This window comes from Paenibacillus sp. J31R109 (assembly GCF_059692055.1).
This window is the reverse complement of record NZ_JCAUAR010000001.1, coordinates 961,650-977,777: the sequence shown is the minus strand read 5'-3', so window position 1 is coordinate 977,777 and position 16,128 is coordinate 961,650. Positions and strand designations below refer to the sequence as shown.

13 protein-coding genes are annotated in these 16,128 nt (G+C 48.4%); 1 reads left to right on the top strand and 12 read right to left on the bottom strand.

The genetic code is table 11. From position 1 onward, the window contains the following. Positions 1-5 precede the first annotated feature (5 nt). The 12 genes from AC58QT_RS04490 to AC58QT_RS04435 form a co-directional block, all read right to left on the bottom strand. On the bottom strand, positions 6-881 hold the full coding sequence (locus tag AC58QT_RS04490) for a carbohydrate ABC transporter permease (protein WP_497407869.1): 876 nt from the start codon (positions 879-881) through the stop codon (positions 6-8). A gap of 15 nt (positions 882-896) precedes the next feature. Next, positions 897-1,811: an ABC transporter permease gene (locus tag AC58QT_RS04485; RefSeq protein ID WP_497408083.1), complete on the bottom strand. Its 915-nt coding sequence runs from the start codon at positions 1,809-1,811 to the stop codon at positions 897-899. A 142-nt stretch (positions 1,812-1,953) separates the two neighbouring features. Further along, positions 1,954-3,603, bottom strand: coding sequence for a type 2 periplasmic-binding domain-containing protein (locus AC58QT_RS04480; protein ID WP_497407868.1), 1,650 nt, complete (start codon positions 3,601-3,603; stop codon positions 1,954-1,956). A gap of 84 nt (positions 3,604-3,687) precedes the next feature. Then, positions 3,688-4,995 carry a neutral/alkaline non-lysosomal ceramidase N-terminal domain-containing protein gene (locus AC58QT_RS04475; protein WP_497407867.1) on the bottom strand — a complete coding sequence of 436 codons (1,308 nt, stop codon included), beginning with the start codon at positions 4,993-4,995 and terminating at the stop codon, positions 3,688-3,690. Between the two features lie 180 nt (positions 4,996-5,175). After that, entirely contained in the window at positions 5,176-6,789 is a 1,614-nt protein-coding gene (locus AC58QT_RS04470; RefSeq protein WP_497407866.1) for a type 2 periplasmic-binding domain-containing protein, read from the bottom strand. A gap of 24 nt (positions 6,790-6,813) precedes the next feature. Continuing rightward, complete coding sequence (locus tag AC58QT_RS04465; protein WP_497408082.1) at positions 6,814-9,123, bottom strand: helix-turn-helix domain-containing protein; 2,310 nt, start codon at positions 9,121-9,123, stop codon at positions 6,814-6,816. 235 nt (positions 9,124-9,358) lie between these two features. Continuing rightward, positions 9,359-10,378 carry a zinc-dependent alcohol dehydrogenase gene (locus tag AC58QT_RS04460; RefSeq protein ID WP_497407865.1) on the bottom strand — a complete coding sequence of 340 codons (1,020 nt, stop codon included), beginning with the start codon at positions 10,376-10,378 and terminating at the stop codon, positions 9,359-9,361. Positions 10,379-10,395: 17 nt separating this feature from the next. Then, positions 10,396-11,280, bottom strand: a complete 885-nt coding sequence (locus AC58QT_RS04455) for a dihydrodipicolinate synthase family protein (protein WP_497407864.1) — start codon at positions 11,278-11,280, stop codon at positions 10,396-10,398. Positions 11,281-11,326: 46 nt separating this feature from the next. Then, positions 11,327-11,455: a M24 family metallopeptidase gene (locus AC58QT_RS04450; RefSeq protein WP_497407863.1), complete on the bottom strand. Its 129-nt coding sequence runs from the start codon at positions 11,453-11,455 to the stop codon at positions 11,327-11,329. Positions 11,456-11,481: 26 nt separating this feature from the next. Further along, the gene (locus AC58QT_RS04445; protein ID WP_497407862.1) at positions 11,482-12,141 is read right to left on the bottom strand and encodes a cyclase family protein; all 660 of its coding nucleotides are present in this window, start codon (positions 12,139-12,141) and stop codon (positions 11,482-11,484) included. Positions 12,142-12,703: 562 nt separating this feature from the next. Beyond that, complete coding sequence (locus tag AC58QT_RS04440) at positions 12,704-13,726, bottom strand: aldo/keto reductase (protein WP_497407861.1); 1,023 nt, start codon at positions 13,724-13,726, stop codon at positions 12,704-12,706. After that, positions 13,713-15,080, bottom strand: coding sequence for a hypothetical protein (locus tag AC58QT_RS04435; protein ID WP_497407860.1), 1,368 nt, complete (start codon positions 15,078-15,080; stop codon positions 13,713-13,715). Before AC58QT_RS04435 ends, AC58QT_RS04440 begins: the two co-directional genes overlap by 14 nt. A gap of 145 nt (positions 15,081-15,225) precedes the next feature. Here AC58QT_RS04435 and AC58QT_RS04430 point away from each other — a divergent pair, with 145 nt between their 5' ends. After that, positions 15,226-16,125, top strand: coding sequence for an AraC family transcriptional regulator (locus AC58QT_RS04430; protein ID WP_497407859.1), 900 nt, complete (start codon positions 15,226-15,228; stop codon positions 16,123-16,125). Positions 16,126-16,128: the final 3 nt, after the last annotated feature.

The window sequence follows — 16,128 nt, the reverse complement described above, 5'->3', positions numbered from 1 at the left end:
CCTCGTCATTCCTTTATGGCGCCGATCATGACGCCCTTCACAAAGAACTTCTGCAAGTAAGGATATAGAATGAGTATCGGCCCCGTCGCTACGATGATCGTCGCATACTTGATGGTCAGCGCGACCTGTAGTTTATCTCCGCTGGAATCCGCCGTCATGCTGTCGGTGCTGTTGCTGATAAGGATCTCTCTTAAGATCAACTGCAAGGGATAATGCGTGCGATCCCGCAGATAGATGAGCGCACCGAACCAGGAATTCCAATGGGCGACGCCGTAAAACAAGATCATAACGGCTACGACGGGCAGCGACAACGGAAGTACGATCCGGAACAAAATCGCGAAATCGTTCGCTCCGTCGATTCGCGCCGATTCCTCAAGGCTGACGGGGACCGCTTGAAAAGCGGTTCGCATGATAATCAAATTAAAGGAGCCAATAGCCACCGGGATAATAAGTGCCCACAAAGTGTCGAGCATGCCGAGGCTGGTCACAAGCATGTAATTCGGAATCAAGCCGCCGCCAAAAAACATCGTAAACACGATCATGAACATAATGGCGTTTTTAAGCATGACGTTCTGTCTGGAAAGAACATAGGCTCCCAGCGAGGTCATGAAGATGTTGAGCGTCGTACCAACGACTACGATGAACAGCGTGTTCAAGTAACCCGTTTGAATGATCGGATTTTGAAAAACTGCTTTATACGAATTTAGGTTGAAGCCGTGTGGCAGCCAGATCATCCCGCGTGTACGTGCTACCCATGCAGGGTCGCTGATCGAAGAAATAAACACGTACCAGAACGGGTATAAGGTGACAAACACGAGCAGCAGCATAAAAAGGATATTGCCAATATCAAAAATTCGTTCTCCCATGGCCCGCTTAATCATCGCGTTTCCCCCTTTCTACCAAAGCTTTGTTTCTGTTACGCGCTTACTGAATGCATTGGCCATCACGAGAAGTATAAAGTTAATGACGGAGTTAAATAATCCAATTGCGGCGCTATAGCTGAAGTTAGCCTCCAATATACCTTTACGGTACACATAGGTGCCAATCACATCTGCCGTCTCATAGGTGGCGGTATTATACAAGAGCAGGATTTTATCGGTATTCACCGACATTAAACTGCCGATTTGCAAAATCAATAAGATAATAATCGTCGGCATAATGCCGGGTAATGTGATATGGTAACTCATCTTTAGCCGGCTAGCCCCATCGACTTTCGCCGCTTCATAGAGTGAAGGGTCGATGTTCGCCATCGCCGCCAAATAGATGATGGTGCCCCATCCGACGTTTTGCCAGACGCCTGAGCTGACGAATATCGCTGGAAACCATTCAGGTTTGCTAAGGTACGCCACCTTCTCCATCCCGAACAGGAAATTCAGCATGTTGGTAAGCAATCCGTCTCTCGCCATGAAGTCAACAATAAAGCCAACAACGACGACGATGGAGATAAAATAGGGCAGGTATGCGATCGTTTGCACGATCCGTTTAAACAAGGCGCTGCGAAGCTCGTTCAGCAGGAACGCCAGCACAATCGGGGCCGTGAATTGAAAAATAAGTTCGTAGAAGCTGAGAATCAGCGTATTCACAATCAGTCTTTTGAAGTAAAAGCTATGAAAAAACTCGTTAAAATATTTAAAACCTACCCAATCGCTGTGCCAAATGCCCGTGCCTGGGGAGTAGTTCTTAAACGCGATCTGGATGCCGTACATCGGAACGTAATGAAACAATAAGTAATAGGCAACAACCGGCAATACCATGAGATATAGATATCGATTCACTTTCAAATCCCGTTTCAACCGATAGCCGAATTTCATTCGGTCTACTTTGGGAAGCGTCGTCGCTGGAAGCGTTGCCGCCGCCTTCGGTTCAAGCTGCATAGACGATTCCTCCTAGTACGAAGGAGCAAGGGAGGTCCGTATACGTAACGTCCCTCCGCCTCCTTCATCTGCATGATGCTTACGATTTCTTCATGTATCTTTCGTACTGCGTTTGATAAATCTTAGTAGCGTCTTCGATCCCCAGCTTTTTGAGCGTGGAGATGAATTCGTCAAATTTGGAAAGCGGCTCTTGCCCCATAATGAACTTGTTGATCATTTCGTATTGGTACGTCCGCAGATCCGTCATGATGGACGCAATTTTGGCCTGCTCATCCGAATTGAGGTTGGATGGCATGTATTTGGAGTGATCGGCCTTCGTCCACTCTCTCATAGCACTTTGCGTATCCGGGTCCGGATGCCACTGCAGATCTGCGTCCTCATCCGCTTGGAATGGACCGCTGGAAGCGACAATCGTAAACATGCCGAGCGCCTGCGTGATCGATAATTTGTTCGGATTTTTCGTAATCGTCTCCGTGTATTGGGGCTTACCGTTAGCAAGTGTATAGCTTTGACCTTCTACACCGAAGTTGTACAGGATCTTGCCTTCTTTGCTGTAACCGTGATCAAGCCAAGCAGCAATCTGTTCTGGATTTTTGGCCGAAGTAGTGATGGCTACACCGATGCCGCTCCATTGGGCGGTTGGTGCGCCGGCTGATACTGCAAGCTCGCCCTTATTAAGAGAAGGAACCGGTACGCCGACCAACTTGAAGCCCGTGTTCGGATCTTGCTGCCGCTTCAGCTGCAAATAGCCGCCTAATCCGCTTCCGCCCCAGCCTGCTTGCGAGCCGATCATATCGTTCAGTGTCTTGCTGTCTCTAAGCTTGACGTCAGAAGTTAAATAATCTTTGTCAATTAAGCCTTGACTGTACCAACGATTCATCAGTGTTAAGTAATCCTTAAATTTCGGCTGGTATGGGCCGTATTTGACTACGCCGTTCTCTTGATAGAAAGCGGCGTTAAGACCATACGCACCAAGAAATGGATAGCTCGTTTCATAATCTGTCTGACGGTAGAAATAAGGAATTTCATCCTTTTTGCCATTGCCGTTCGGGTCTCCGTCGCGGAAAGCAGTCAGAACCTTTTCCCATTCGTCGACTGTTGATGGCGGCTGAAGTTTAAGCTTATCGAGCCAATCCTTACGTAAAAACAAACCATGAAATACAAATACCGGGTTGTCTTCGCCCACGAACGGGAATGCGTAAATATTGCCGTCATCGCTGGTCAGCTGGCGCTTCAAGTCGGGCTTATCCTTCAGCATTTTGGATAAATTAGGGGCATATTTGTCGATAATCTCATTCAGACGGAGGATCTTGCCGTCCTTGATCGCTTTGTCCGGGGAATTCGCTTTCCATGCGTAGCCCATAACATCAGGAAGCTTCCCGGTCGCCATCATCAAATTAAATTGATCCTTTACCTGTTGCTCGCCTGCTGGTGGATGCTGAAACTCCACCTTCGTCCCCGTAATCTTCTCTAGTTGTTTGTAGATGCCCATCTCGCTGTAGTTTTTGATCGAAACCGCTGCATCCGTATCCATGGTGACCCAATACGAGAATGAAGCCGGATACTTAGGTCCCGTGCTCGTCTGGGCTGCCGTTGGTTTTGCGCTTTCGTTCGATGGACTCGCAGAGCTCACTGTCGGTTTATTGTCGTTGCTGCAGGCGACTACCAGCCCTCCCAGCACGGATACCGAAAGTAATGCTGCAATCTGTTTCTTACGCTTAAACTTCATACCGTGAACCTCCCTTAGATTCTGAATATCGTGAGCTGTTGGCTCGATTTCACTATATAAAGAGTGAGGACATGAGCAAATAGCCTAAATTAAATATGGGTTATCCGGATTAAGCATAGTGCGATTGAGAAGCCGGGAAGCCGCGTCACGTATGGCTTTTTCGATTCCAATGGAAAACGGTGCTGGCAAGCAATAGTATAAAATGGACTCATTTGGCTCATAGCCGCCTTCGACAAGCTGCCGATCCGTCGGAATATAGCCCACCATGCCGTTGCTGTATGCGAGCGGAAGCACGCCACCGTGGTTCAGATTCTTGATGAACAGTCCGTACTCGACCATGATTTCTCCATTCATCGCCAGAAAGACGAGATCTTCCGCTATCGAAATCTGATTCATTTTAAGTGGAATATGTGAGGTGACTCGTTTGGGGTCATCCAGCATCCTTCGGCCCCATGCCCCGGCTGACCCTGACTTGTCCGCCGCCTCCTGCAACTGCATCGCGTCTGGCACCGACGCGAACGGAAGCTTCACCTCTACAGCTTCCGCCTTAATCCGTCCGGGCTCCAACTGTCGCATCGGCTGATGCAGTACCTGCAGCACGACGTCGGATAGCTGCGTGCCGAGCCGCCGCACGTCTTCATCGCTCCCACGGTAGAAGGCCTCTCCTTTAATCAAGGCGGGACGAATGTCGCCACAGCAGCCTTGCAAGTAAGAGGCAATCGCCCCACCTCCGATGGCCTGTTCCACATGTTCCATGGCGATGCCTGGAAATTCCGCGCTAATGAATTTATGATCAGTCGTTGTCGGGTGACAGGCGTAATGGAACAACACGCCCACCGTATCGTCCGTTCGCTGACTCTTGAATCGAATCACGCTAACCTCTGGATCGATCAGTCCCGTTTCGTTCGGAGCCATGGTCATCACACCGTCTATGAACTTGCGTCGGTGAATGCCAATCTGGCATTCGCCGGATCCACGCTCGATGACGACGGGCTCCTGCTTCCGGTATGCCTCCTCGACTGCTTTCAATAGGCAGCGCTCCAATGCTTCTATATAACCAGTATTCATAGGATCGGGAATATCAAGTGTTCTCGGACCGCAGTGTGAATGGGTCGCATGCAGGATAATCGCCGCCGGTTCCAAACCGTATAACTCGGATAACAGGAGCTGAACCACTACCGTACGTTCCGTGCTCCATGCAAGAATATCTGCCTGCACTAGCAGTGCTTTCCTTGCCGGGCCAGTGGCTTCCTTTTGTTCAAAAAACCAAGCCTTCAAATATAACGGATGAGCAATGCCTTCGAAATCGCCGTGCCGATGACCGAACCCTGCTAGCGGCATCGGGCTCTGCGGTGTAATATCCACCTTCGCTGTACCCAGCAGAAGCTTCATCATTTCCATAATCTCATCGACTCCTCATTAATTTGGTTAAAGGCCTGAGTGTAATCAGGCCATCTCTACGACTATATAACGGGGGCTTTTCCATCCCAATAGTCCATATTAAACCTCGATTATCCCCTTTACTTCTTCTTCAGAAAACATAAAAAAGACGCCTGGATGGCGCCTTCTTCCTTACTTTTTTGAATACCGGTCGTATGCGGTCTGATTGATTCTAACAACTTCATGTAACCCGAGTTTCGTTAACTTACGCACATAATCGTCGAAGCCTGACAATGGTTCCGCACCCATGATGAATTTATTGACCATTTCATCTTTATAAGTGAGAAGGTCGGCCATGATCGACGCAAATTGTTCCTGTTCCCCTGCATTCAGCAACCCATTGGGTAGTGCTTTTGAATGATCGGCTTGTGACCACTTGACCATCGCATCCGCCTGCTCGGGATCAGCATGCCATTGTTTGTCTGCATCGGGATCCGTAGCGAAAGGACCGCTGGCCGATTGTAGGGAGAAGTTCGATAGAGCCTGTGAAACGGTTAATCCCTTAGGATTGTTAAGAATCAGATCGGTAAACTGCGGCTTTCCGTTCACAATGGTGTAGCTTTGACCTTCCACACCGAAATTGTACAGGATTGACCCCTCTTTCCCATAGCCGTAATCGAGCCATGCCGCAATGCGTTCCGGATTGATCGCTTTAGCCGAGATGGCTGCTCCGAGGCCAATGATGAGCGGTCTTGCCAGCGAAACGGCCATTCCTTTTTCATGAAGTACAGGAAATGGGACGCCCATCAGGTTAAAATCAGGCAACTTCTCCTTCATGGCCTGCATATAAGCACCGAGTCCGCTGCCAGCCCAACCAGCCACCGCACCGAGCTGGTTATCCAGCATACGCCCATCGCGAATTCTGATGTCGGAGGTCAAATAATTGCGATCGATTAGCCCCTCTGCATACCATTTGTTCATCAGAGTCAGAAATGTTTTGAAGGCAGGTTGGGCGGGACCGTACTTAACCACGCCGCCATCCTGATAGAAGCCGGTTGTAATGCCAAAAGCTCCAATGAAAGGAAAGCTCGTCTCCATATCCGTCTGTCGATAGAAAAAAGGTATTTCGTCCTTCCGTCCATTCCCGTTCGGATCCCCATCGCGAAAAGCCTTCAACACCTTCTCCCAGTCGTCGATCGTAACCGGCACCTTCAAATGGAGTTTTTCTAGCCAATCCTTGCGAAGCATTAACCCATGGTACGCAAATATCTGCGGATCGTCGCCAATGGAAGGGAACATGTAAATATTCCCATCATCGCTCGTCAATTCTTTTCGAAGATATAGTTTCTCGTTTAATAGTCTGGATAAGTTCGGCGCGTGCTGTTCAATGAGCTCGTTTAACCGTAGAATCTTTCCGTCTTGAATCGCTTTATCCGGGCTATTTTTTGACCAATCCGTGTAGATGACGTCAGGTAGCTCGCCAGACGCCATCATCAAATGAAACTGATCCTGCGCTTGTTGTGCCCCTGCCGGAGGATGCAGGAAGGTGACTCGTGTTCCTGTGATCTTCGTCAACTGCTTGTATAGTCCCATTTCACCATAGTTTTTAAGCGTAACCGCTGCATCTGTATCCATCGGCACCCAGTACGTAAGTGAAGAAGGGTATGGACGCAATTCTTCAAACGGGGAATGCCCGGCCGGCGGCTCAGCGGTATCTTCACAGGCGGTGACCAGGCTGAGCATCGCGCAGGCAAGCAAAGCTGATTTTAGCAAATAGGCAAAACTCTTCTTTCGATATCGGAGCATGCCCCCCATCCCCTCTCTTCTACTTTATCGACTCAGCATTTCGCGATACTTACCAGGCGGTACGCCTTCCACCTTCTTGAAAAATCGGACAAAGCCGACCGCATTGGCATAGCCGACCTTGATGGCAATTTCTGCAATGGTGATACTCGGATCGGCTAACATGTGTTTCGCCTGCCGAATTCGTACGGTGGCAATATAGTCAGTAATATTTTCCCCGCTGTGCCGTTTAAAGAACGTTGACAAGTATTGGAGACTGATTTGGAAATGATCTGCCATGGACGCGAGGCTTAAGCCGTTTTCCGAATAATGTTCGTCGATGTATTGGCATATACGGCTATATAACCGATCTCCATGGTCGGTTTTTTCTTCCCGTGTAAACGCGCATATTGTCTGGTAGATGTCTTTGGTTCTCTGAATTGCTTCCTCAGCGGTCGTACATTCAACCAAGACTTTCGCAGGATCAAATGTCCCCTCGAATGGCGACTTATTGGCGAATTGCAGACCGTTCATTACTTTTACAACTGTGCTGAGCAGATCGATTAAAAGAAACTTCCCCATCTCCGGTGTCAACACGTTCGATTGAAAATTAGCGGTATAAATCTGATTGAGAAGTCGTTCCGCACTCGTGTAATCGCCGCTCTTGGCAAAGTTCATCAACTGGACTTCGTCCTCTAGTTGATAATGGTAAAAGCGAGGCTCAAAGCCAGCTATTTCTTCATGATAGATGATTGTATTATTTCCCTTAATCATTCGATAATCGAGCGCGATTAACGCCTCGCGGTAACATCGGCCGATTTCGTCAAGCCCCTTGTGAAACTGGCTGACGGCGATCGATATTTTCAAATGAAACCGATTGACCGCGGTTTTCTGCAGCTGGTCGATGAATGCCGCCACCTCCTGCTTCATCGGCCCGGCCTTGCTGCTGACATTGAGTAGGATAGCCATACGACTGCGATCCATTTCTACAATTAAACCTCTACTGCCTAACAGCTCGTTGCTTATATTGGACAGTATAAATCGCACGTGTGCCCATTCTTGTTCCGTATTATCCTTAATGAAGTCGCGGCAATCCTCAATATCCAGCACGATTACACCGAAATAGTCGTACTCAAAATGAACGTCCATGAAGGCAAGTGAGTCGTCGCTTAGCGAAGTTTCATCAATGTGTCCCTTAATCAGTCGAGACAGGAAATTAGCCTGGATAACGGGCGCATGCCGCTTTAACGTTTGGCCCATTTCCTTATTTTCGCTAAATGTACGGACGAACGAATGTTTAATGTACTCGAACTCATTCTCGTCAATATCCTGCTTGCGCGCGGTGTTCTCCTTCATAATCGTTTGGACAACATCGCGAATTGGTGAGTAATTTCGGTAGGCCATGATGTAGGACGCGATAATTCCACCAACGATAATCAGTAAGAGTAGCAGCAGCGCGATTTCCTTTACTGCGTTCACCTGCTTCAAAACCACATGAATCGGGACGACCGAGACGAATTTCCAACCGTTCTGCCCTGTCGTGTAGGAAAGCATCATGGATTGATTGTTTTGTTGAAAGGTCTGGTACCCAGAATTGTTGCCAAGCTTTGCAAATAACCCGTTTTCCAATGGGGTCTGCTTGGCCGTCGTCATGATGATCTGTCCATGTTCGTCGAGAATATAAATCGAGCTTTGGTTTACCTTCTCAATTTGTTTAATCAGTCGGTCAAACTCCGCTTCATTGATGAGAATGACCAGATTTCCCTTTACATTAACGGTTTCTCCAATCGGGAGGGACTGGACATACGTCAAAACGTTGGAGACCCGCTCGCCTTCCTTAATCGAAGTGACCGGCAAATACGTCTTATAATGAGCTCCAGTTAACAGCGTATCCCTTACCCAGCCTGTGCCTTTTTCGTTAAAGTTGAGGATTTTATCAAAATAGAAGGAGGAATCGGTTTTTCCGGATGAGGTGAGTATCGTATCCGAATTTTTGAAGTAGACCATAAAATCATAAATGAAGCTGCTGCCCTTATTGACATTGCGGAAATCTTTCATAATGTCAGCCAAATCGAACTCGTTCTTCGTATAATCGGTTTCCAGGTTGCTGAGAGACCACTGAAGCTTTGGATTAAAGGCTAGCTGAACAGCCATACCGTCAACCTCTTTAAACCGATCCTCTGCGACGAGCGTGATCTGTTCAAGAAGCCCAAGATTCGTTCGGTTCGCATTGTCCACCATGATGCTCTCAACCCGCTGGTATAGATAAACGCCTGCTGTAACGGGGAAAAGGAGGATGGCGATATACGAAATCAGTATCGTAATCAGGATACTTTTTCTTCGACTCGATTTTCGCATTTCATTCAATCGAAGCCACCTCCTTATTTCGTCTAATTTAGAGGTAATCTTACACTCTTCGACAAATTTAATAACTATTCTGAATTGTCAGACATTTTAATGCATGTTGACTCCCTTTGGACTTCCTATTTCCATATAATAACCTGCCTGCTTTCTGGAGACAAGACTATTTCTTCCAGTCCTGCCCAATAGGAAAAAGCCGGAATTCGCACATTCCGGCGATTTTGTGTTCGGTTTACGGTACGAGCAGCACCTTTGCGGTTTTCCCGGGTATCGCGATGAGCCGGTCGAACCAAGCCGCACCTGCTTCCAGGGGGGCTTCTTCTATCCACTCGTCGAGTCTGAATGAACCGTTTGCGAGGTAAGCAAGCGCCTTCTCGAAGGTAACGGCTGAGTAGGCGAATGAGCCGAGCAGCGAGATTTCGCTGCGAATCATCGTGTTAACCTGCAGGGACGATTCGGCTTCATGCAGTCCCGTTACGATGATCCGGCCGCCAGGCGCGCTAAAGTCGATGCATTGTCTGCGCGTTACGCTTGCGCCGACGGCATCAACAGCTATATCCGCCCCACCGCCGGTGAGGCGCCGCACTTCAGCCGCCACATCGGAGGTGCGGTTCGGCATGATGGGGATCGCGCCAAGCGACTCCGCGATTTCGAGCCGCTCCGGACTTAGGTCGATCGCGTAGAGATCCGTGACGCCATGCAGCTTCAGCGCCTGTAACGCGAAGAGGCCGATCGGTCCCATGCCGGCGACAACCGCCCGTTCGCCGGGCTTCGGGTTGGCCAGCTCCGCTACCCTGACGCCGCAGGCGACTGGTTCGACAAGCGCCCCGCGCCTTAGCGGTATTCCGTCAGGTAGCGGGTAAACGAAGCGCGCCGGGATTTTGACCAGTTCGGCGTTGCTCCCATGCAGGGCGGCGCTGAGCAACTTTCGTGTCGGACACAGCTGCTGTCGGCCGCTCAAACAAAAGCGGCACTCACCGCATGTCACGAGCGGATTCGCTGTCACGCGGGTGCCGACTTGCAGCCCGTTACGGACCACGCGTGCGCCTAGCGCTTCGATAGTGCCCGAAAACTCGTGACCGAATACCATCGGCGGTTTACGGAGCGCATTGTGGCCCAAAAATCCGCTCAGCTCAGAGCCGCATATTCCAGAGTACGCGACCCGGATCAGCACTTCGTCTTCCAGCGGTTCAGGGTCTGCCAGATGCCGGAGGTGCATCTCGCGCGGCCCTTCATATACTAATGCTTTCATCTGTTTATCCTTCCCCTCTAAACAGCCTTATGCACTAATCGCGCTTTATAGCCCAGCATGACCTCTTGCAGTCGATGTTCCGTAACAGGGAGCAGCGGCGACCTCGTCTCGTTGCTGGAGAAAATGCCCAGCTGCTGGAACAGCGCCTTCGTCGTTGGAATTTCATCCCCTGGTCCGAACATATGAATGAAGGGCAATATCACTTCTGAGAAGATGCGGTAGCTCTCTTCTCGTTGTCCAGCTTGAAACGCTTGCCAGCATGTGCGGAACTCTTCCGGATAAATGATCGGCGCAATGATCATACTGCCGTCCACCCCCGCCTCGAAGGAACGGAAGCAGATGATGTCGTCACCGCCGAACACGGTCAAGCTCGAACGGGCTTTGAGTTGACGAATCTTTTCGAAGTGGTGGTCCGTCATTTTAATCGCTTTGATTTGGGGAATGTCGCTAGCCAATTGGAGTAGCTCATCAGCCGTAAAGTGTGTCTTTGTTGTCACTGGATTGTCGTAGAAAACGATGTCAAGCTGCGTGCCTTCTGCTAGCCGCCCTACATAATCGGTCACCATGGCAGGTGAATTCGGAAAATAATACGGACTAGGCACAAGCGCCGTACGTACGCCGACCTCTTTGGCTGCACTGCCGATGCGAATCGCTTCCTGCAAGTTTGTGTGGCCAAGACCGATGACGAGCTCCTTGCCTGCGGGCATTTTCAGAGCCATATAGTTAACGATGTCGATCCGCTCCTGCATCGATAAAGCAGGCGCTTCACCTGTACTGCCGCAGACAACATAACCTTCGAGTTGGTCGATCGTTCGTTCTATCAGCCGATCCAAGCCAGCGTATTCAATTTCACCATTTAGGAATGGCGTTGGGATTACTGGAATATTGCCCGACAATGTCATAATAAGTCCCTCCAAATTTTTATTTACCAACACTCGTCAAACGGAGTCAGATCTCAGGTCCGTGGGCGCGAACGATGTACATATTTTCTATTCGCACCCCAGCTCCCTCTAGATAAATGCCTGGCTCTATACAAACGACCATGCCTTCATCAAGAACGTCTTCACTCTCGGCCATCGTTACCACATGTTCATAGATTACGTTTATCCTCCTTCCGTGATTGGCATGAGGATTGCCCGGCAAGGCGCACCGCAGACACCTGGGATGGACAGCGGTAGTGCGGCCAGCATCCATGGCCCGGATGCCGCCTTCCGCAGACCGACTAGCGGCGCAAGGAGCAGCCTTTCCTGCTTGAAAAACTGCCGGCCCAGCGTCCCGTCATCCGCACGAGGATCCTGCATGCATGGAACATCCACCCCCAGCAGCCCGACATCCCGTTCAATCACCCATTTCATTGTTTCCTCAGTAAAAAAAGGACAATGCGTGACGAACTCTGGCTCCTGCCATCGCCTATCCCAACCGGTCGCGATCAGAAGGGCATCCCCTGGTCGGTGGGCATGCCCTTCGCAAGCTGCCGCAAGCTCAGTTGCCGTTATCGGCTCCAGCTCCCGCTTATCCGAAAGCTGCGCGATCCACGCGCGGCGGACAAAACTCTCAACCGGCAGCTCGCCGATCGTCTTCCTCCCCGGCAGCAGGTGATCGGCAGACTCGATATACGTTCCGGCCAAGGTGTGCAGCTGTAAGCGATGGCCTTTCCAACCTTCGCCCTCGAGCATCGCTACTTGTTCAATTTCCACCGAAGGAAGCGGGTCGCCGTATGTCCACATCCCGTTCCGAATGGGTCCAGTAATGTCCAGTATCATGGCATGCCCCCACCGAGGTGAGTCACCTCCTTGCCTATAGATAAATTCAACAATTTTCGATATAATAAAAATAAATTTGTTATATCGAATTATAATTTTAAAATAACATTCCTATTGGTGTCGGTCAAGATGTTTTCGTTAAATGCACTATTTATTTTCGAAAATGCAAACCACTTTTTTATATGACAAAAAAAATAATCTCTTCCAGTTGCAAGAGGCGTTATTTCAAAGCTCTCAGCAATTTTTTCAAGGTACTCGTATTCCTTCTTTTCAATTTCTGTGGGAATTCAATCTCTCCGCACAAATATTGTAAAATTTAACTGAATGTGAGTTTCTACTGTAGAACCGCAAAAAACCTCTAGGCTTGGAGGCCAGGAGGTTACTTATATCAATTGATAAAACAAAAGATCTGCTACTTTGAGCATAATTATCGAAGCTTTATAAATTCACTGTCTTTGAACCGATACCCCATTGATACAGGAAGTTGCCCCTCTCTGGGCTCAAGCGAAGCAAATCGATGATCGGATTGAACTATCTGATCCCAGAAATGGTACAATCTGACTCATAAATATCTCCTAGCATGATAAAAATTACGAATCCAGCGGTGTTGATAACTTAGTTCTTCATAAACTTGTTTGGCAAGTGGAGGCTGCTGTGAAGCTGCAATGTTCTGTTGGGCATATTCATGCACTTGCATAGAAGTAATGGCGACTGTGACTCCTGGATCCTGAAGAGCAAACCGAATCGCTAACTCCGCAAGGCTTCCGGCATGTTCTGGCACATATGAGCGAAGAGCGTCCACTTTGCTCATATAAGTTTCTCTGGGAAGGACATCGAAATAACTACGCCGAAAATCACCTTCGTTGAATACGGTATCTTGACGAAGAAAACCGGTTAGACCACCTTCATCCAAAATGATTCTAGCAATAAACGCAACGCCATGTTCCTGGCATTCCGGAATGACTGCATCCAGTGCTGTCGAGTCAAAAATGTTAAAAAGCGCCTGTAAAAAATCAATTTGTCCGCTGCGAATCAGCGAAAGTGTCAAATCGTGACGATGATCGATCGCAGAAATTCCAATAAAACGCGTTTTGCCTTCCTCTTTGAGACGCACAAGTTCCTCCATCCAATAATCGGTACGATCCCAGATCGGCCAATATTTATGAAGCTGAAGAAGATCAACACATTCCAGTTGCAGCTCTTGGAGCGACTTCTCCAGTGATGCGCGAATGGAGCCCGGCGGAAAAGCTTCTTCTACCCGATGAGGCTCGTGCCAGGCAGCCCCCGGATGCTTGCGGCCGCCACCTCCAGCCATTGCTTCTGCTTTCGTTGCAATGAAAGGTTTATCACCACGCCACTGCTTGAGCGCCTTTCCAACAAGTTCTTCAGACCTGCCATATGCCCGAGCGGTATCGATGAAGTTGATCCCCTTTTCCAGCGACATCAAGATCGAACGAACCATATAGTCATCGTTCTGAGATCCGAACATGCCGGAAAGTCCCATCGCTCCAAAGCCTAGTCGAGATACTTTTTCGCCGCTTCGGGGAAGTACAGATAAAGGCACAGTAGAATTAATATTTGTCATAAACAAGCTCCTTTGTCGTAAATCCACACATTTCTGGAAAGTGCTTTAACAGGTGGCCAATTTCCTCATCCGGAATGCCGATGTTCTGAAGACGACGGGCACGGACCTTTTCTTGTACCGATTGAGCAGTTTGAAAATCGTTTATATGCTCGAAGAGCTTTGCCCCCCACTTCTGTCCGAAATCGACATGAAGCCGCTCATCAGCTATATCAAATTCGGACTGAATGGCTGATTCCACATCGCCAAATTTCCAGAAAGCGTCGATGGACTTCCTCTTTTTAAAGAAAGAGCATGGCTCTGCTATCATTGTTAGGCCGGCATAAAATTCAGGAAAAATCGAATCAAGATTATCTTGCGTAAGCGATTGCGTACCTGCCCACAAGAACTGCTCGGTATCGTAGCCCCACTGACGCAAACGCCGAACCCCCATCTGGCTATGACGAGCTTCATCCCACGTATGACGGGCAACATCAAGGTAGAAATCAATCGGCATCCCCTGCACGCCATAATATAAATAGGCTAACGATTCAGCCGAAGTCATTTCGGAAGCGTTGATAAAAACCATCTGTTTGACACTGTCATTCACTGGACTACTCGGATGCCGCAATAGATTTCCCTCACCATGTATGGCCGGATCAAACAAAGGGAAACGCTTATCGGTCGCAGCCACAGTAGGAACCGGACCAATTGCAGCATCAGTTGGAGGCGCAATCCATGCAACTTCCTTTGACTCCGCACCCATGAGCATAATCGCAGTCATCGTTTTACAGTAATCTTCCCATCTCTTTAGCCTATCGAGATCTAATTGCTCTTCGGCTTTAGCAAGTAGAATATAAGATTTCGTCCAATTCAAAAGTTGACTTCGATCTATTTCAGCAATTCGCAGCGTATGAAAAGATGGAGCATCCAGAATTGGATCCATGTCTAGACGAAGCTTATCGTACAAAGAATAAACAGCTGTAAGAATGAGTGCATAGCCTTGGGCAAATTCCGCTAGTCCTGTTGCAAGAGAAAGTGCTTCGAAACCGTCCCGAATGACGACAGGCATGCGAGATCTATCGTTCAGCCCCGGTCCTGGCAGTTCTTGTATCCGCTCCTTAATCGCTTTCATATGCAACGTATGCAAATATGACATATGCATCAATTCGCCCTTGATGTCCCAGTCAGGAAAGCAAGGCACCCAACCCATCGTCATTCGTGAAAGTTCAAACTCGAGCCAAAACAGTGTCATTAATCGGCGGTTCGTATCGACGGGACGGAGCTGTTTCCCCCCGACGGATATATCATCTGGCAATTCACTACGATCAATATCGACTTCAAATTCCTCTTCATCATTCTGTTGCTGCAGATCCATAGTAAATACCCTCCCATAAAAAGTAATCAAAGATAGTATGATTTATATCTTTAGTATAATGGTATAATGGATGGGATAGTGCGCCATACATGAGATAAAATGACGTTATTCTCAGATGTATTTGTGAACATGGAGGAACTTTACTTTGCATACACCATTTAAACCGAAGCATGTCCAACATTTGGGACTACACCAGTTTCCCTATCGTTCCGTTTATCGAAGTAACTTAGACTATAAGCAGGATGTTTTTCATTCTCATCAGGGACTAGAGTTTTATTATGTACATGAGGGATCCGGCATTCTACTCTGTGACGGTTATCAACTGGAGCTTTTACCAGGTAGGCTATATGTATTCCAACCCTTTCAACTCCATCGGATGCGCTTTCACAGCAATGGTTGTGTACGTTCTTTTCTGTTGTTCGAGCCTGCAGCTTTGCAGACATTACTACCTGCCTTCCCTTCCGCTAATCAGTATTTGCGAAAGATTCTGGAATCTCCCATTCCATCGCCTTTCATAACAGAGATTAGCGAGAACCATCCTTTGATTCAAAGCATGCGACTCCTGCATGAAGCCATTAAGGAAGCAAACAACGTATGGAATCATGTATTGGAGTTATGCTCATCCTCTGTACTGGCTATGTTGCAATGGCTGCATCAACTTCAGCCCTTGAGAGACAGCGCCACCCGGGATCGTGAAAGAGGGAGCACACATATCGAACGAGCATTAGAATGGATTGAAAGTCACTTAACAGAGGAATTGAGACTAGAAGAGCTCGCTCACTTTCTTCATCTTCATGCAAACTATATATCGACCCTATTTCAACAAGAGGTAGGTTGTTCCATTCGGGAATATGTCGCAGTCCGCAGAGTAAATCTGGCACGAAAGTGGTTGTTGAATTCAGATATGCAAGTACAAGAAATTGCAGCCAAACTTGGATTAGCCAATACGTCTCATTTTTGCAAAATGTTCAAAAAACACAGCGGCATCACACCTTATCAATTTAAAAAACAATTCAGCGCAAGCATGTCGGCAACAGAGATATAGATG